Here is an 18419-nt window from a genome sequence, read left to right as displayed (position 1 = left end):
CCCAAATTCAGATGATAGCAGCCAACCGCACTGCCTGATCTATCGCGCGGCGCGCGTCCAACTCAGAAGCAACGTCGGCACCACCGATCAATTGATGCCCTTCAAGCAAACATGGCACAATCTCGCGATTTGACTCCTGGCCAGCACATAAAACAACATTATCTACGACCAGAACACGCGGCTCGCCATTTACAGCAAGATGAAGTCCAGCATCATCTATCCGTGTATACTCGCAATTTCCGATCATCGCGACGCCCGCGCGTTTCAAAAGATCTCGGTGTATCCAACCAGTGGTTTTCCCTAAGCCAGCCCCCAGCTTCCCCGACTTTCGTTGCAATAGAAATACCTCGCGCAAGGGCGCCCTTTCGGTTCGCTCAACACCTGCAACACCGCCTCGGGCATTGGCGGCAAGATCAATTCCCCATTCCTGGGCAAACTCCTGCGGATCCTGGGGGCTCTCCTGCGCATCTCGTACAAGATACTCCGCAACGTCAAATCCAATCCCACCGGCACCGATGATGGCGACGCGATTACCTACCTTCGCTCTACCCGAGACCACATCATCATATCTCAGCACCTTGGCGTGTCCGATGCCGTCAATGTTAGGGACACGCGGACGAACTCCGGTTGCCACCACAACTTCGTCAAAGCCAGTCAACATGTTGCCAGTCGCGTATTCGTTCAAACGCAATTCGACACCTGTTCGCTTAATTTCATTGTCGAAATAACGAAGCGTTTCGTAAAACTCTTCTTTTCCAGGCACACAAACTGCCAGATTGAGCTGGCCGCCTATTCGGTCGCTTGCGTCAAAAAGTGTCACCCTGTGTCCCCGCACCGCAGCAGTTGTGGCAAATGCCAGACCGGCTGGACCAGCGCCAATAACCGCAATCGACTTGGGCCTATCAACTGGCGCAATCTCTATCTCGGTTTCATGCGCGGCCCGTGGGTTCACCAGACAAGTGGCCACCTGGCCCGAGAAAATCTGATCAAGACATGCCTGATTGCAGGCTATGCAGGTGTTTATCTGCTCTGGTTTGTCCTCCCCAGCTTTCCGCACAAAATCAGCATCCGCCAAAAAAGGCCGGGCCATTGAGACCAAATCTGCATAACCGTTGGCCAAGACTCCCTCGGCCACATCCGGCATGTTAATCCGGTTCGAAGTGATAACCGGAATGGTGACCGCGTTTCGAAACGCCGCCGTCACCGACGCAAACGCAGCGCGTGGCACCATCGCTGCAATGGTCGGAATGCGCGCTTCGTGCCAGCCAATCCCGGTGCTGATGATTGTGGCTCCGGCCTTTTCTATTGCCCGCCCCAGTTCAACAACTTCGTCCTTGGTTGAACCGCCCTCAACCAGATCGAGCATCGACAGTCGGAATATCAGAATAAACTTCTCGCCGACGACCTCGCGCAAACGTCGCACAATCTCGACTGGCAGGCGTATCCGGTGCTCAAAAGAACCGCCCCAACGATCGTTCCGGCTGTTGGTCTGCTCGGCAATGAATTGATTGATCAGATAGCCCTCAGAGCCCATGATCTCGACACCGTCATAGCCAGCATCTTTTGCCTTCCTCGCGCAATTCACAAAATCGGCAATCTGAACTTCAATTTCTGCACCACTTAATGCTTTGGGCACAAATCGGTTGATCGGCGCACGATGGGCAGATGGGCCCACAGCATCAGGGTTATAGGCATAGCGCCCGGCGTGCAGGATCTGCATACAGATCAATCCGCCTTCAGCATGTACTGCGTCGGTGATCTCACGATGATTTCGAGCGTCCTCAGCCGTCATCATCGTCGCGCCGCCTTGATAAACCGCGCCTTCTGGGTTCGGTCCAATTCCGCCAGTCACAATCAACGCCACACCGCCGCGCGCACGTTCGGCGTAAAACCTTGCCATCCGGCCAAATCCATCCGGGCGCTCTTCCAGCCCCAAGTGCATCGACCCCATGACAACACGGTTCTTTAGACACACATGTCCCAGGTCCAGCGGCTCAAACAGCCTCGGATACTGCGGAGATTTTCCGTCCTGCATGGACTGACCTTCAATCAAAGATTAAGCCGTCAGTCAGCCAATCAGGATTTCTAAAATTTCACCAGCCATAACGTTGCGTTTGCCTGCTCAGCTGTCATCGTTTTCCACGGGAGCAGGTTCGGGCGCCTCGCTTTCAGGGTCCGTCTCCGGATCTGCGCCTTGTGCCCAGCGATTAAGCCATGCCAGCCCGGCAAGAGACAGCCCCAACGCCAAAAGCGAGAAGACACGGGTCAAACTTCCCAATCCCGAGATGTCGATGAAGAAGACTTTGGCCACGGCCAGCCCGATAACAATCAGCCCCGCCCGTCTCATGCCTGCCGATTTTCGCGCCAGCGACTGGTAGAAAATCGCGGCTCCGACGATCAGCAATGCAACCGTATAGCTGTAAAGTTCGGACTGGGTGACGCCACTGCTCGCCATGCCCTCGGCACCCTGCCAGAAATGGCGGATGGCCAACGAAGCCCATATGGCCGCCAATCCAGCTGCCGCCCCGTATAGGACCCGGCGCAGCATTGGATGAAGATTTGGCATCTTAAACGCCACAACTCCAAACAGCAGCGCGGGCAACAGATAAGCAACCACCAATGTGTTAAACAGCGGAGGGCCTATAACTAGGTCCGACCTCTCAAAGAAGGGGTTTGCCCCAGTCAGAGATCCAACAAGTCCTGCAAGACTGATAATCCCAAAGACTGCGGCCAATCCAATCCTGACGTATCTAAGCCTGCCCCCCAACTGAAGCCGATACACCTGCGCCATGGCTGTGCAGAACCAGACCATCGCGTGCAGCGACAGCGCCCAATGACTGTCGCGATCCGCAAACCCGCCCGCCGTTGCAATTGCCCTATCAAGCAGCAGCGATGCCAACATGGCTCCCGTCGTCCAGGCTGCACTTTCAAGCATCACTTTTGGCAATTGGCGGTCACGTTCGGCGATCTGGTGCCGCGCCACAATCAACGCAATCAAAGTGCCACCATAGGCCAGCAATATCTCAAGAACCGGTGCCCTATCGGCCCACCCCAAACCGGGATCGGCCAACAAGCGATACCCCAACGTGACGACCCCAACCGCAATGTAATAGCTCATTACAGGCAGGTCGAACCGGCGATCCAGAACCGCCGCTGAAAGAACGGTCACGGCAAGCGCAACTGTCAACGCCGCCGAACTTAGAACAATCACGCAAAGGAACGCGACCGAGGCAATGGCCGACAAAACCGCAAAAGACATGCGCAACCGGTCTTCACCGTCAGCGCGCGCAAACCGCTCAGCCATGATAACCATTACGGCAGCAATCGCGCCCGCATGCAGAGCCCAGCGATAGTCACCGATCACACCTGCGGGCGTCCAGCTAATTTCCAGGACAATGGCCATCGCAGGTGCAAACAAAGCAGCACCAGCGGCCCAATGCGGCCTGGTGCTGCCCGCCTGATTGCTGCGCCACGCCGCCAAGACGGAAATGATCAACGCGATGCCAACAAGATAGGTCGCTTCCATTGGCATCGACGTTTCGGGGGGCCGCTCTGCGATGTAGGCTCGGAATGCGTCGTTAAATGTTGTGGCATGCATGTAGGTCGCCACCAAAAGACCACCGGCCGGCAGAATAGCGACGTCGTCCAGTGCCGGTGCATCCCAACACCACAGGATCATCAGAAGAACTAGCGCCGTTAGACAGCCAATCGCCAGCCAAAATTCCAGCGCACCCATCAAGGATATAGCAACGAGCGTTGCCGCACTGGCCGCCATCGTCGCGAATGCGACTCGCGTCGGATACTCTGGCCATGGCTTGTCAGATTTCCCACCCAACATTCCCAGGATCATTGTCCCGGAATGAGTCGGAGTTAACTTCATCAACGGTATCGCAATCGCCATGATCGCAACCAACGACACATAGACCGCCGCGGCGACCGCTACATCGTCATCAAAGCCCAACAGCGCCCAACCGGCCACAAATGCCAACGCCAAGGTAACCAGCGTGACCCAGGCCCATCGCCGAATGGCATCAATTGCCAGCCCAATGGCTGTAATCACGGTGAAATAGCCATAGAGCCATTGGCTGTCATCAGACGACCCACCAACAACAAACGGTGCCGCCATCGCTCCAATGACACCGACCGCTGCAAGAAGCGGTCCATTGAACCACCCTAAGACCACGGACCCCAGCGCCACCAAAATCAATCCGATCATCGCGGCTTCAGGGCCAATCAAGTCATACAGGACCCGGGCGGATAAGACGGCACCGAACAGAGTGACGACACCAGCGCCCGAGAAAGTGGCCGGCAAGTAAGCCGTTGCCTGATCCTCTCCATCCCCAAACCGGCGGCGTATGTATTCACCAGCGCCCACCAGCAGAACGCCCATGGCCAGAGCGGCTGCCACCCGTGCCGCAGGTGGCAGCAATCCCGCCTCGACGCTGTATTGAACCAAAAACACGCCTGCCAGTGCCAAAGACAGCGCCGAAACAGCGTAAAACCAATTCTCTCGCAGCCAGGCCGCCAGTTTTGCAAATTCATATTTCTTGAGAACTACAGCCTTTGGCGGCAACGAATCCTGAAAATCAGGTTGTACTGGTGGCACTTCGGTGTCCGAAGAATCCGCTGGGCCCGTTCCAGAACGGGCTGCCCAAGGCCCTGCCGCGCGGCTTGGTTCCGTCTTATCAGCCGATGTTTCGAATTCAGTTTGTTCTGAAGTCGGCTCCTGTTCGGGCGCAGTTTTTGGCTGAGCACCGGCAAGGATACCAGCCAACTCTTCCAAATCCGTGTTGAGCTGCCTGACAGTTCCCTTCAGACGAATATGCGAAACAAGCAGGTAAATAACCGTCAGCGGTATTGCGACAACTGCAGCTATTCCAATGGCAATAAATCCGTCCATGGGCCTGACCCTCCAGGTAATGGGTCTTTTGTAGAAAGCCCTGTTCCGCCTGAATACCCCAAGAGATCAGAGATTGGGGCCGCCGCGCAATTTCGCAACAACAGCTGTTTCATAATACTTAAATGGCGGAATCCCAGATTCGCGCATTTGCGTTTTAATGTTGAACAGGAAAGTTGCTCTCATTCAGATTGCTACTGAAAACCGGCACAATCGTTCCGGCAATGGCAGGATTGTTTGAAATGGCAGCAGAAAAAGCGAAATTCTCGTAAACAGCGCCCAATTCGCGCCCTAATTCCGCCATCGACTAGATGAAGACTAAGTATACCTGCTGCACCGGGACAATGACGCTAACAGACCGACCCGTCGCCAAGTTTGCGACACGAGCGACGGGAAAAAAAACACTACCTAAGGGGTGACGCCGCAGTAAAACGCGGCGTTACTTCGTTTTTGCTACATACTCAGCAAAGCCCACCAACACACGCACGGAAGCCTCACCCAAACTCTTACACACCTTTGTCACCAAACACACAAAACACGGTGACTTACAAAACTTTGATGGGGAGAAGCGGAGCGACACATGCTCAACACCAACTTTGCGCCGCTCCTAATTCCCTATCCGTTACTCTTAAAACTCGTTACTCACTCGACCCACACGGTCTCGATTACAAATCTAAATTAGCATAACTTATTATGCATTAGCAATACTTAGTTTTAACTTTCATTCACAAACTTTACACGATTTTCCGGCATTTGCGCTTCGATAACAGGTAATTGTAAGCTACTATGAATAAACGATAAATTTCTAATAATCGCCGCATCTCATTCAATCAGAGCTGCTTAGGTTCCAAATCGGAAACAGAGTTTTTAGCCTGGCGAAACCCAAAAAATCGATGAAAACCGGCTCATTATTGGTACTGCGCGTCACTTGGAATCGACCACAGTTCGACCCGGCTGGAGCGTTTCAGAACTAAAAAAACCCGCCACACTTGCGCGACGGGTTCCCAAAATAAGCAAGCCTAGCCAAATTATCAGCTCTTTATGCCATCCCAAAAAGTTTTTACCTTGCGAAAAAACCCCGAGCTTTCAGGGTTGTTCTCTTCGGAAAGCTCTTCAAACTCTGCCAGTAATTCTTTCTGGCGTGATGTCAGGTTTACGGGCGTTTCCACCGCAAGCTCGATAAACATCTCACCTGCTGGTCCACCACGCAGCGCTGGCATGCCTTTGCCGCGCAAGCGCATTTGTCGACCCGACTGGCTACCAGCAGGCACTTTCACGCGACTACGGCCCCCATCAATCGTCGGCACCTCTATGTCGCCGCCCATCGCTGCCTTGGCCATGGAAACTGGCACACGGCAATAAAGGTTTACGCCGTCGCGCTGGAACAATTGGTGGTCTGAAACTTCGATAAAGATATACAGGTCACCCGCCGGACCGCCCCGCAGGCCCGCTTCGCCTTCCCCGGCCAAACGGATACGGGTCCCGGTTTCGACGCCCGCCGGAATGTTCACGCTCAGCGAGCGGTCCTTCTCAACACGGCCCGCGCCGCCACAGGTTTTGCAGGGGTTCTGGATAATCTGACCCATACCGGAACAGGTTGGGCAGGTGCGTTCAACGGTGAAAAAGCCCTGCTGCGCGCGAACTTTGCCCATGCCAGAGCATGTGGGACAAGTTGCCGGTTCAGCGCCGCCTTCTGAGCCTGAACCATCACAGGTATCGCAGCCCACGGCGCTGGGCACCTGTATGGACTGCTGCATGCCGTTGAAGGCCTCTTCCAGCGAGATCTGGAGGTTATAACGCAGGTCCGAGCCGCGCACGGCGCGACGTCCGCCGCCACCGCGACGGCCACCCATCATATCGCCGAAGAGATCGTCGAAGACGTCCGAAAACGCGCTGGCAAAATCGCCGCTGCCACCGGCACCGGGGCGTCCTCCGCCCATACCGCCTTCGAAAGCTGCGTGACCAAAACGGTCGTAGGCCGCCTTTTTGTCGTTGTCTTTCAGAACCTCGTAAGCCTCGTTGGCCTCTTTGAACTGAGATTCGGCGTCTGGGTTGTCGGAATTCCGGTCAGGGTGAAGTTGCTTCGCCTTTTGGCGATAGGCCTTCTTGATCTCGTCAGCCGACGCGCCCTTCGAGACTTCCAGAACCTCGTAAAAATCGCGCTTTGCCATCAGATAACGTTCCCATCGAACGCGAGGACCGACCCAACGGGGTCAGGTCGGTCCCTTCGTCGCGTTACTTCTGCACCGATCAGGCGCGCTTGTCTTCGTCGAGGTCTTCGAAGTCGGCGTCGACAATGTCGTCATCCACACCGCGAGGCTCTTCTTCACCACCCGCTTCGCCAGCAGCAGCTTCCTGCTGGGTTTTGTAGATGGCTTCGCCCAGCTTCATCGCCGCTTCGGTCACGTTCTGGATGCCGCCGCGGATTTTGCCCGCGTCTTCGGTTTCCATCTGTTCCTTCAGGTTGGCGATTGCCAGTTCGATGGCTTCGATAGTGGTCGGGTCGACTTTGTCCGAATGCTCCTCCATCGACTTTTCGGTCGAATGGATCAGGCCTTCCGCGCCGTTCTTGGCTTCGACCAGGTCTTTCTTGGCCTTATCAGCTTCGGCGTTTTCTTCGGCGTCGCGCACCATCTGTTCGATGTCTTCGTCCGAAAGACCGCCCGAGGCCTGGATCGTGATGTTCTGTTCTTTGCCAGTGCCTTTATCTTTGGCGCTGACCGACACGATGCCGTTGGCATCAATGTCGAACGTCACTTCGATCTGTGGCAGGCCGCGCGGTGCTGGTGGGATATCTTCCAGATTGAACTGGCCCAGCATCTTGTTGTCGGTCGCCATTTCGCGCTCACCCTGGAATACCCGGATGGTCACAGCGTTCTGGTTGTCTTCCGCGGTTGAAAAGATCTGCGACTTCTTCGTCGGGATCGTCGTGTTGCGGTCGATCAGACGGGTGAAGACACCCCCCAGTGTTTCGATGCCCAGAGACAGCGGAGTGACGTCCAGCAGAACCACGTCTTTGACGTCGCCCTGAAGAACACCAGCCTGAATGGCGGCGCCCATTGCAACGACTTCGTCAGGGTTCACGCCCTTGTGCGGCTCTTTCCCGAAGAACTTGGTCACTTCTTCTGTCACGCGCGGCATACGGGTCATACCACCGACCAGAACAACCTCGTCGATGTCGCCAGTCGAAAGGCCCGCGTCTTTCAGGGCTGCCTGACATGGCTTGATTGACTTCTTGATCAGGTCACTGACAAGGCTTTCCAGCTTGGCACGGGTCAGTTTCATGACCATGTGCAGCGGCTGGCCATCCGTGCCCATCGAGATAAACGGCTGGTTGATCTCGGTCTGGGTCGAAGACGAAAGTTCGATCTTGGCTTTTTCGGCAGCTTCTTTCAGACGCTGTAGCGCCATCTTGTCTTTGGTCAGATCAGCGCCGTGTTCCTTTTTGAACTCGTCCGCCAGATAGTTGACGATGCGCATGTCAAAGTCTTCACCGCCAAGGAACGTATCGCCGTTGGTGGATTTCACTTCGAACAGACCGTCGTCAATCTCCAGAATGGTGATATCGAACGTGCCGCCACCAAGGTCATAGACCGCGATGGTTTTGGTTTCTTTCTTGTCCAGACCATAGGCCAGCGCGGCTGCTGTCGGCTCGTTGATGATCCGCAGCACTTCCATGCCAGCGATCTTGCCAGCGTCTTTGGTGGCCTGACGCTGGGCGTCGTTGAAATAGGCAGGGACGGTGATTACGGCCTGTGTGACGTCTTCGCCCAAATAGCTTTCAGCGGTCTCTTTCATCTTTTGCAAGATGAAGGCCGAGATTTGCGACGGTGAATACTTTTCATCACCGGCCTTAACCCAAGCGTCGCCGTTACCGCCATCCACGATGTCGAAAGGCACGATATGCTGGTCTTTGGTGACAGCGGCATCATCGGCGCGGCGGCCAATCAGACGCTTTACAGCAAAGACGGTGTTTTCGGGGTTGGTGACGGCCTGACGTTTGGCCGGTTGTCCGACAAGACGTTCAGTGTCGGTGAAGGCAACAATCGACGGAGTCGTGCGTGCGCCTTCGGCGTTTTCGATCACCCGGGGTTGCGATCCATCCATGATGGCAACGCAGCTGTTGGTTGTCCCAAGGTCGATACCAATGACTTTACCCATGCTCTAATCCTCTAGTTCGGCGATGTTAGGGACCGTGGCCCGTTTCGGCACCATATGGTCCCATCCCAAGGAAGTGACGCCCGGATGGGCGCTCACGGCTTCGTGGGGTATATAGGGAGGTGATCTTGGCGCTGCAAGCGTCTGAAACCGGTGTTTTGGCAGGAAATCCGAGGATATTTTCAATGTGTGATCTGTTTGACGGCGAAGTTGGAGCGCCGGTTGATCTGAATGGCGCACGAATCTATCCGGGATGGCTGTCGCAAACCGCGCAGCTCCAAATCTTGGCGGACCTGCGGGACATTGCGAAAGTTGCACCGTTCCGCCGTTATCAAACTCCCGGCGGGCGGCAAATGTCTGTGCAAATGACTTCTGCGGGCGGTGTTGGCTGGATGACCGACCAAAGCGGTTACCGTTACGCCGATCGCCACATGGACGGCGGCAGCTGGCCAGACATTCCCAACTCTATAATGGCGGTTTGGCAAGCAGTATCGGGCGTTCGACAACAGCCGGATTCTTGCCTTGTGAATTTCTACGGCGAGGGTGCCCGCATGGGCCTGCATCAGGACAAGGACGAGGCCGACTTGTCATGGCCAGTCGTCTCCATCTCACTCGGAGACGATGGCCTGTTCCGCGTCGGCGGCACAAAGCGTTCTGACAAAACATCGAGTCGCTGGCTGAAATCTGGTGATGTGGCGGTGCTTTCCGGAAACGCGCGTCTTGCCTACCACGGAATTGATCGCATCAAATTCGGCTCGTCCGACCTCCTGTCAGAAGGCGGCCGAATAAACCTCACTCTGAGAGTGGCGCAATAGAGCAGCAACCCGAATACAACTGCGCATCGAATGCATCTTCCACCAGCACATCTACCGAAAGTCCATAATCACGATCTGACATTCCGTCAGAGCAAGTCTGGTTGGAAACCACTAAAGTCAAACCATTCACAACACTACTGCCCGAAGCAATAAAGCGATCCCGCCGATTGCGAGACTCTATAAAATAGGCCTCATCAACTGCGATGTTCAAACCATCCTGATTTCGGAACCGCAGCAACTCCAAGCTGCGTTCGATAGACCAGAAAGGTTCGGTGCCAAAACACTGCGTTATCTTAGGAATCGAGCCGTACCACTGACCGGGCTGCGGAACTGCAAAGTTCAGCGATATCCAACCTGTGGCCTCACCAAAGTTCAGCAAACCCCAGTCCAGATCCTCACTGGGACGAACGATCTCAATGTCTTCCGCGTCGTACGGCAGCGTACCTATAATCTCATGCTCAGTTCCGGGGCCGCTTCGAACGTTTAAGGCGTCATCGGCGGCAACGCCAACAACATCATAAAGCGCAGGCCATCCGTCAGTCGTGGCTGCTGCTGGCAGAGCAGCAAAAACAAGAAATGCGACCGACAACCACCTTATCACCGTGCAGCATCCCAACTTAGTGAAACGTGCTTGGCTGTGTAAGAGATCCCGATGATTCCAATCACCGCCAGAACCAATGACACCCAAATTGGATACATTAGGGCCGATTTCATCGGATTGTAGTTCACAAAGATAAAACCGCGCCCTTGGTCAATAATATGAAAAAGCGGGTTCCAGTCGAACATCACCAGCATATGCGCCGGAAGGGTGTTAGCCAGAAACATTTTGCCCGAAGCGAACATATTCGCGCGGGTGTAAATCATCTTCAGAATACCGGTCAGCTGCGGAAACCACGGGCTCAACCCCAACAAAACCAATCCCACGCAACACCCCGACAACCAGGCCAGAATGAACATCGCGACTGCCCCAACAGGGTCGTGAAATTCCACAGGCTTCCAAACCAAATGATACACCAAGAGAATGGCAGCAACAGAGATCGTCTGATTATAGAGCGCCGACAAAGCCGCCGAGCATACGGCAATAGGCTGGTTCATTGTCAGGTGTTTTAACATCGAAGCCGTCGCCGACCCGGCGCCAGCAACCGCACCGACAGATTTGATGTGCGTTATGAAAACAAAAATACCCGACATGATATACAACAGAAAATCACCGCGAACCGCGCTGCCACGAAGGCCCAGCATGTCCATCAAGAAAAAGAATGCGCCAATCATCACGACCGTCTGGACAATGTTCAGAACAATCGCGAGCACGGCGTTCCGGTGCCCGGTGCTTACGCCCCGAACAGCATTATGAAACGTCAGATTGAAAAACGTGAACGCTCCGCTTGCCAGCGTCGAATTCTGCCCGGATTTCAGCATCCCGTTATCACCTGTATGCGCCGAAGCTTTTGCCTCTGGCCTTGTTTTGCCCCTACGAGACACTTTAAGCCTGATTATGGCGAAATAATAGCATGAAGGCCCGTAAGATGGCGGAAAACCTCCGATCAGATATGGTTGCAACATTTAGGCGACTCGCCATCGAGGCCGGTGCGGTTATCATGGCAGTCTACGAGCGTGACGATTTTAACGTGCGCGCCAAGTCTGATGACAGCCCCGTAACCGAAGCTGACGAAGCGGCGGATCGCCTGATCTCAGCGGGATTGCGTGCAGCATTCCCCGATGTGACTCTGATCACTGAAGAACAGGCCGCCACCCACGAACTCATCGCTCAAACCTTCCTGATCGTCGATCCACTGGACGGCACAAAAGAATTCATCAACCGGCGTGGCGATTTTACGGTCAATATCGCATTAGTCAAAGACGGCGTGCCTGTTCTGGGAGTGGTCTACGCTCCGGCTAAGGGACGCATGTTTTTCACCCAGGCCCAAGGCGGCGCCGTCGAAGAAACCGGCGCATTGTCCATTGACCAGATGGGCAAACTATCGCCAATTTCTGTCAGTACACCAGACAACCGGGCGCTCCGCATCGTCGCATCCAAGTCGCACCGCGACGCCGCCACTGATGAATATATCAACCGCTATGCTGTTTCAGACTCTGTAAGCGCCGGATCTTCCTTGAAATTTTGCCTCGTAGCCGCTGGGGAGGCAGATTTTTACCCACGCTTGGGTCCAACCATGGAATGGGACACGGCCGCTGGCGACGCTGTCCTACGTGGCGCCGGTGGTGAGGTGTTAGATCGCAGTACCGGCACCGCTTTAGCTTATGGTAAACCCGGTTTTCGAAATCCGCATTTTCTGGCCCGCGCGCCTGGCGTGCAATTGATGACAGACTAGGGTCCGGGTGTCGCAGCCAATCAACACACCCACCTTCAGTGTCGTCGTTGCAAGCCACGGACGACCCGCTTGGCTAAAGCGTTGTCTTACCGCCCTCTGGCAACTGGACTACCCAGCGTTCGAAATCGTCGTCGCGGCGGATCGAGCCGGACTAACCGCACTATCCGGTCACCCGGCCATGGCATGGGGTAAATCTGTGCAATGCGACAAGCCAAACATCTCGGAAACCCGCAATGCGGGCTTGGCGTTGGCTGCGGGCAAATTTGTGGCTTTTATCGATGATGACGCCGCCCCCGAGCCCAAATGGCTCCGACATCATGCTGATGCTCTTGCCGCCTCCGGGGCCGTCGCCTCTGTCGGGTATGTCCGCGGGCGAAACGGAATCAGCTTTCAAAGCCGTGCGGCTTCGATTGATGCAGAAGCAGAAACTCACACCGAACCCCATTTTGGTACCGCACCATTCGTTCCCAAACTACAACCCGGTCGCGCTGCTAAACTTGTCGGCACAAATGCCGTCATAAGCGCTGACATCCTTCGAAAACTAGGCGGGTTTGACCCTGTGTACCGCTATTTTATGGATGACACGGACCTGTCGCTGCGACTGGCAAAAGCCGGACACACAACCGTAATCGCCCCACTTGCCGAAGTGCATCACGCCTTCGCCGCCTCGAATTTACGCACCGCACAAAGACGGCCCCGCAGCCTGTTCGACGTTGGTCGCAGTACATCTATTTATCTGCGTAGGCACCTGTCTGGTGGCGCTGACGAAATTCGCGAACGGGTCGAAAAAAGAGAACTCCGACGGCTGCACGCACATATGGTGCGAGGCACTTGCTAACCTGGCGACGTTGCAAGGCTAATGGCAGATCTCGCCGCCGGGTGGGAAGATGGGAACTCAGCAACACTTCCGCCGCTACATGCAATTCAACCCAAGGGAATTCCGGCCTTTGACCCTTTGCCATCTGGTCTTTCCGGACACCAGGTTCTCAGCAGTCGCTTGCTGCGCCGCCGCTCAATGCTCGCCAAGGCCGAGATTCTCGCTAATGCTGGCAAGCGAGTCAGCTTTTTCAGCTTTTCCTTAACGCCAGTCCGGCATCATGTATCCTACAGTGACAAGGGTGTTTGGGTTCAAACCGGTGGCCAGTTTGGCCGAACAACGCGATCTGACAGCCATTTCAGGTGGTGCAGATTTGCCCGAAGACTGAAAGATGAGATTAGACGAGTTGCATTGCAAAGGGGTATCGACGAGACTTGACTACGCCCGGGAGTGGTGGGGCACACATACGTTGCCCGCGGTTAATGGTAACAAGGTCGCATGGAATCCCAGCGGCCATAAGGCCCGTGAGAGGTTGATGTGCGTGAATTGAAGAGACGAGTAACAAAAGCTGTATTCCCCGTTGCCGGACTGGGCACAAGATTCCTGCCGGCCACAAAGTCAGTACCAAAAGAAATCATGACGCTGGTGGATCGCCCTTTGATCCAATACGCGATCGACGAAGCCCGGGAAGCCGGCATTCGCGAGTTCATCTTTGTGACTTCGCGCGGGAAATCCGCGCTCGAAGACTACTTTGACCATGCGCCAGAGCTGGAATCTGCACTGCGCAAGTCAGATAAAACTGAACTTCTGAAAACACTGAAGTCGACCAATATGGATTCCGGTGCTATCGCCTATATTCGCCAGCACAAGCCGATGGGTCTTGGGCACGCGGTTTGGTGCGCTCGCAGGCTTATTGCAAATGAGCCCTTTGCCGTAATCCTACCCGATGATGTCATCGCGGCTGAAACGCCGTGCCTTAAGCAAATGGTCGAAGCCTATCAGGATACCGGTGGTTCGATGATTGCTGCAATGGACGTGCCGCGTGACCAGACGTCATCCTATGGCATCCTGGATGTCGGTGGCGAAACACAGAATTTGGCCCGTATCAAAGGCATGGTCGAAAAGCCCTCAGTCGAAACGGCACCCTCAAATCTGGCCGTCATCGGTCGCTACATCTTGACCCCTTCAGTGCTAAATACGTTGCACAAACAGAAATCGGGTGCCGGTGGCGAAGTGCAACTTACCGACGCCATCGCAGCCGAAATTTGTGATGATCGGCCAGTGCATGCGCTTCGATTCAAGGGCCAACGCTTCGATTGTGGATCAAAAGCAGGATTTCTTCAGGCAACTGTCAGTTTTGCTCTTGCGCGCGACGAATTACAGGACGAGTTTTCAGCTTACCTTCGCGACATAGCCCCGCTCATCCGCGCGGCCGAGTAGCGGTTAACGAAAACACGAAACTTACAGGCGTCTAAACGTGGTCACCCCTGTTCTTGATCTGAGCAGAAGCTTCTCCCGACTAGGTCGCGGCGCGCCAACAGGCATCGACCGCGTCGAGCGGGCGTATTTGGATGAGGTGATCCGCCGCAAGGGCTGGGCCATTATCCGGACGCCACGTGGCTTCTTGATGTTCGAACCTGACCGCATTGGGCGGCTAGCCGAATACCTCGACCGCACTGACCTCGACGGTGCCGATCAGGCGTCAACAATCCGTGCCATAGCCTCGTCGCGCGCGTCGTCACTGTCGATCAGAAAGATCATGTGGCAGATGCCCAACGGTCTTGGTTATCTCAATGTCGGCCACACCAACCTGAATCCGCAAACTATGCGGGCCATGATGGAGATGCCAGACAACCGCAAGATCGTCATGATCCATGACACTATCCCTCTTGATTTCCCTGAATATCAAACTGAAACTGCGCGCGCCAAATTCATCGAACGCCTGACAACCACCATCAATTTTGCCAACCACATCATCGTGCCGTCGGACGAAGTCGCCGAGAGCATCGAAAAGCGGATGGTTGGTACCGGCCATCGCGTGCCAATCATGGTTGCGCCGCTTGGCATCGAATCTGGCCCGCCCCCAATCGCCATTGAAAAATCACGCAAGCCTTACTTTGTGGTGCTGGGCACAATAGAACCCCGAAAAAACCACAAGCTATTGTTGGATATCTGGGATCGGATGCATCGCAAGATGGACGAAAGCCGGATACCGGAACTGCGGATCATCGGAGCGAGAGGCTGGAAGAATCAGGAAGTTTTCGACCTTCTGGATCACTCTCCCATGATGGGGCGAACCATTTTCGAACTTGGGCCATTGCCCGACAAGGAAATGAAAGCCCATTTGGCCGGGGCAACCGCGCTTTTGTTCCCATCCCAGGTCGAAGGGTTCGGCTTGCCACCGTTCGAGGCGGCAGCAATGGGCGTCCCAACCATCTCAGGTCCACTCAGATCAATCGAACTCTATCTTGGCGACATGCCCATTTACGCTAATACCGACGATATGTATCAATGGTTTCAGGCCATCAGAGAGTTGGCCAGCGAAGACCTTGCCACCCAGGCCAGTCGGCGCGCCGATTTGTTGGCGTATCGCCTTCCCGGTTGGGAAAAGCACTTTGATCGGGTCTTTGGAATAATCTGATCTGACGCGGCCCCGGACGCGCTTGATCGAACGTAGGCAGGGGCACGTGGGACTAGGGTCGGCAATCAGACTTCGGGCGGAACGGCGTCGGCTGCAACTTCGTGCCGTCCGCAAGCGACGCGAACTGACCTCCGTTGCCGACCGTACAAGGATCATAACTCCCGGTGGCATCCTGCTCTTTTCGACAGTCCGAAATGAGTATCTGCGACTTCCATATTTCCTGGACTACTACCGCAAGTTGGGCGTCAGTCACTTCCTGTTTGTTGATAACGGCTCCGACGACGGTACTGCCGAGTACTTGTCCGGAGAACCGGACGTCTCGCTTTGGCACACAGATGCCTACTACCGCAGCAGCCGGTTTGGCACCGATTGGATGAACTGGCTCAAATTCCGCTACGGCCACGGACATTGGACACTAACACTCGATCCCGACGAATTTCTGGTCTACCCCTTCAGCAACACCAGACCACTGCCCGCCCTTTGCCACTGGCTAGACCAAACGGGCATCCGCTCGTTTGCAACGCTTTTGCTGGACATGTATCCGCGCGGTCCCTTGGACGAACAATCCTATGAAGAAGGACAGGATCCATTCGAACTTACTCCATGGTTTGACGCCGGAAACTATGCCATGTCGCCCAATCCCAGATACGGCAATTTGTGGATCCAGGGCGGTCCACGTGCTCGCGTCTACTTCGAAGATGAACCTGAAAAAGCCCCATCGCTAAACAAAATCCCGCTGGTCAAATGGGATCGCAAATACGTTTTCGTCAGTTCCACCCATATGTTGCTGCCGCGCGGCCTAAATCAGGTTTATGACCGCGCTGGTGGTGAAAAGGCATCCGGGTGTCTCTTACATGCCAAATTCCTGGACAGCCTCGAAAACAAAGCCGCCGAAGAAATCGAACGCCGACAGCATTTTGCCAAAGGCCGCGAATACGACGTTTATCGCCAAAAGGACCTGGGCCAGAACGGACTCTGGTGCAACTGGTCCGAGCGTCTGACGGGTTGGCAGCAACTAGAAGACTTGGGCCTCATGTCCAAAGGAAATTGGGCATGAGCGTCGGATTTGCAATGCTCGCCCATGATGCGCTTGATCGCGCCGGACAGGTGGCTCGGTATTTGGCCGACCATGGATGTCCGGTGGTCATTCACGTCGACCAGCGCACCGAGGATTCAGCGTTTTATGATCTGGTCGAACAGGTCTCTGATCTTCGTGACATCCAGTTTGCACCGCGCATAAAATGTGATTGGGGCACCTGGTCGCTTGTCGAAGCCAGCCGATCTTCATCAGCGATGCTCTTGGACATCGCCCCCGACATCAACAATGTCTGTCTGATCTCCGGGGCCTGTCTGCCCATAAAACCCGTGGACGAGTTGAAGGCGTTCCTGAGCGATCACCCGGACACTGACTTCATTGAAAGTGTGACTGTCAGTGAGGTTCCTTGGATTAAGGACGGCCTTGGCGAAGAGCGGTTCACAATGACGTTTCCCTTTGCCTGGAAGCGTCAAAAGCGCCTTTTTGACGTTTGGGTCGACGTTCAAAGGCGTGTTAACCGCAAGCGGCGGGTGCCAAAAGCGATTACGCCGCACATGGGTTCGCAGTGGTGGTGCCTCACACGAACCACTTTGGTAAACGTGCTGTCTGATCCTGATCTCGGCCAGTTTGACCACTATTTCCGGGGCGTTTGGATCCCAGACGAAAGCTATTATTCAACACTGGTCCGTCGTCACTCCCGCCACATCGAAAGCCGGTCACTGACTTTGTCAAAGTTCGATTTCCAGGGAAAACCGCACCTGTTTTACGATGATCATCTGGACATGCTCCGCCAAAGTCCTGCTTTCTTCGCGCGAAAAGTCTGGCCCGGAGCGCGTAAACTCTACGGCGCTTTTCTTGGCCCACAGGGCCGCGCTCATGTTGCAAAACCTACCAAGCAAAATGACGTTGACCGGGTCTTTGCCGATGCCATCACCCGGCGAACACGCGGTCGCGCTGGCTTATTGATGTCTGGTCGCTTTCCCGCAGAAGGGTTTGAAAACGGACTTACTGCTGCTCCATACGCGGTTTTCCATGGGTTTGATGAGCTATTTCAGGATTTCCCGGCTTGGATTGAATCATCACTAGGCTCGCGGTCACACGGTCACCTTTTCGCGAAAGACAAGGTAGAGTTTGTTAATGACCAACCAGGCTACACCGGCTGTCTACCAACTTCGGCGGCACTGCGTGACTACAATCCCGAGGGATTTCTGACCAACCTCATCTGGAACACACGCGGCGAACATCAGGCGTTTCTATTTTCGCCGCGTGACCATCAGGGCATTGCACCATTCATTGCCCGCGACCCCAACGCAATGATCGCGGCCGTCAGTGGTAGTTGGGTTCTGCCGCTTTTGCGGTCCGGTTACCCGGTCAGCGAAATCCGCAAATCAGCCGCACGTCTGCAAAAGCGCGAAGCGCGCCACCTTGATCGCCTCCGCGAACGCCGCACTCGCGCCCGTGTTCGCATCTGGACGCTCGCCGAATTTATGGCAAAGCCAGCCGAACCGCTTCAAGTCATTCTCGACGACCTGTCCATTCCAGGCGCGTTGCACATGTCCCATCAACCGCAGTTGAAGCCCATGATCGGACTGGCGGCCTTCCTGCAGGAACTCCGCAATACCGGAATGAACCCCCACACGGCAGGCGCGTTTTCTGATGCGCCACCAACAGAAGACATTCCCTTGTCCCCTGAACACGAGCAATCTGGCGGCATAACCTGAT

Annotated in this window: 14 protein-coding genes; 8 read left to right on the top strand and 6 right to left on the bottom strand. The window is 55.1% G+C overall.

Annotation, left to right across the window (positions count from 1 at the left end):
• Positions 1–7: 7 nt before the first annotated feature.
• From GKR98_15300 to dnaK, 4 genes are all read right to left on the bottom strand, one after another.
• Positions 8–2035, bottom strand: a complete 2028-nt coding sequence (locus GKR98_15300; GenBank protein QMU59430.1) for an NAD(P)-binding protein — start codon at positions 2033–2035, stop codon at positions 8–10.
• Between the two features lie 87 nt (positions 2036–2122).
• On the bottom strand, positions 2123–4900 hold the full coding sequence (locus GKR98_15295) for a DUF2339 domain-containing protein (protein ID QMU59429.1): 2778 nt from the start codon (positions 4898–4900) through the stop codon (positions 2123–2125).
• 1028 nt (positions 4901–5928) lie between these two features.
• Positions 5929–7068, bottom strand: coding sequence for a molecular chaperone DnaJ (dnaJ, locus tag GKR98_15290; protein ID QMU59428.1), 1140 nt, complete (start codon positions 7066–7068; stop codon positions 5929–5931).
• Positions 7069–7147: 79 nt separating this feature from the next.
• Positions 7148–9058: a molecular chaperone DnaK gene (gene dnaK, locus GKR98_15285; GenBank protein ID QMU59427.1), complete on the bottom strand. Its 1911-nt coding sequence runs from the start codon at positions 9056–9058 to the stop codon at positions 7148–7150.
• A gap of 182 nt (positions 9059–9240) precedes the next feature.
• On the opposite strand from dnaK, the gene GKR98_15280 reads away from it, so the two are divergent.
• The gene (locus GKR98_15280; GenBank protein QMU60129.1) at positions 9241–9870 is read left to right on the top strand and encodes an alpha-ketoglutarate-dependent dioxygenase AlkB; all 630 of its coding nucleotides are present in this window, start codon (positions 9241–9243) and stop codon (positions 9868–9870) included.
• On the opposite strand, the gene GKR98_15275 is transcribed toward GKR98_15280, so the two are convergent.
• Both GKR98_15275 and GKR98_15270 read right to left on the bottom strand, forming a co-directional pair.
• Positions 9848–10579, bottom strand: coding sequence for an SH3 domain-containing protein (locus GKR98_15275; GenBank protein QMU59426.1), 732 nt, complete (start codon positions 10577–10579; stop codon positions 9848–9850). The genes GKR98_15280 and GKR98_15275 overlap by 23 nt on opposite strands.
• Positions 10468–11289, bottom strand: coding sequence for an ABC transporter permease (locus GKR98_15270; GenBank protein QMU59425.1), 822 nt, complete (start codon positions 11287–11289; stop codon positions 10468–10470). Before GKR98_15270 ends, GKR98_15275 begins: the two co-directional genes overlap by 112 nt.
• Before the next feature lie 107 nt (positions 11290–11396).
• On the opposite strand from GKR98_15270, the gene cysQ reads away from it, so the two are divergent.
• The 7 genes from cysQ (at position 11397) to GKR98_15235 (ending at position 18418) form a co-directional block, all read left to right on the top strand.
• Positions 11397–12203 carry a 3'(2'),5'-bisphosphate nucleotidase CysQ gene (cysQ, locus tag GKR98_15265; protein ID QMU60128.1) on the top strand — a complete coding sequence of 269 codons (807 nt, stop codon included), beginning with the start codon at positions 11397–11399 and terminating at the stop codon, positions 12201–12203.
• A gap of 7 nt (positions 12204–12210) precedes the next feature.
• On the top strand, positions 12211–13041 hold the full coding sequence (locus GKR98_15260; GenBank protein QMU59424.1) for a glycosyltransferase: 831 nt from the start codon (positions 12211–12213) through the stop codon (positions 13039–13041).
• Between the two features lie 21 nt (positions 13042–13062).
• Entirely contained in the window at positions 13063–13458 is a 396-nt protein-coding gene (locus tag GKR98_15255; GenBank protein QMU59423.1) for a hypothetical protein, read from the top strand.
• A gap of 108 nt (positions 13459–13566) precedes the next feature.
• Positions 13567–14460: a UTP--glucose-1-phosphate uridylyltransferase GalU gene (galU, locus tag GKR98_15250; GenBank protein ID QMU60127.1), complete on the top strand. Its 894-nt coding sequence runs from the start codon at positions 13567–13569 to the stop codon at positions 14458–14460.
• 37 nt (positions 14461–14497) lie between these two features.
• Positions 14498–15661, top strand: a complete 1164-nt coding sequence (locus tag GKR98_15245) for a glycosyltransferase (GenBank protein QMU59422.1) — start codon at positions 14498–14500, stop codon at positions 15659–15661.
• Between the two features lie 46 nt (positions 15662–15707).
• Positions 15708–16718: a glycosyltransferase family 2 protein gene (locus GKR98_15240; GenBank protein ID QMU59421.1), complete on the top strand. Its 1011-nt coding sequence runs from the start codon at positions 15708–15710 to the stop codon at positions 16716–16718.
• A complete protein-coding gene (locus tag GKR98_15235; GenBank protein ID QMU59420.1) occupies positions 16715–18418 on the top strand; it encodes a glycosyl transferase in 1704 nt (567 codons plus the stop codon). The genes GKR98_15240 and GKR98_15235 overlap by 4 nt, the downstream gene beginning before the upstream one ends.
• Position 18419 lies beyond the last annotated feature (1 nt).

The organism is Boseongicola sp., from assembly GCA_014075275.1.
Classification (GTDB): domain Bacteria; phylum Pseudomonadota; class Alphaproteobacteria; order Rhodobacterales; family Rhodobacteraceae.
This window is presented reverse-complemented; position numbering and strand designations above follow the sequence as displayed.

Excerpts from the sequence above, each read along its gene's own strand:
- GKR98_15295 (QMU59429.1), bottom strand. The coding sequence starts at position 4,900 with ATGGACGGATTTATTGCCATTGGAATAGCTGCAGTTGTCGCAATACCG.
- GKR98_15280 (QMU60129.1), top strand. The coding sequence starts at position 9,241 with ATGTGTGATCTGTTTGACGGCGAAGTTGGAGCGCCGGTTGATCTGAAT.
- GKR98_15300 (QMU59430.1), bottom strand. The coding sequence starts at position 2,035 with ATGCAGGACGGAAAATCTCCGCAGTATCCGAGGCTGTTTGAGCCGCTG.
- GKR98_15270 (QMU59425.1), bottom strand. The coding sequence starts at position 11,289 with ATGCTGAAATCCGGGCAGAATTCGACGCTGGCAAGCGGAGCGTTCACG.
- dnaK (QMU59427.1), bottom strand. The coding sequence starts at position 9,058 with ATGGGTAAAGTCATTGGTATCGACCTTGGGACAACCAACAGCTGCGTT.
- cysQ (QMU60128.1), top strand. The coding sequence starts at position 11,397 with ATGGCGGAAAACCTCCGATCAGATATGGTTGCAACATTTAGGCGACTC.
- GKR98_15255 (QMU59423.1), top strand. The coding sequence starts at position 13,063 with ATGGCAGATCTCGCCGCCGGGTGGGAAGATGGGAACTCAGCAACACTT.
- dnaJ (QMU59428.1), bottom strand. The coding sequence starts at position 7,068 with ATGGCAAAGCGCGATTTTTACGAGGTTCTGGAAGTCTCGAAGGGCGCG.
- GKR98_15235 (QMU59420.1), top strand. The coding sequence starts at position 16,715 with ATGAGCGTCGGATTTGCAATGCTCGCCCATGATGCGCTTGATCGCGCC.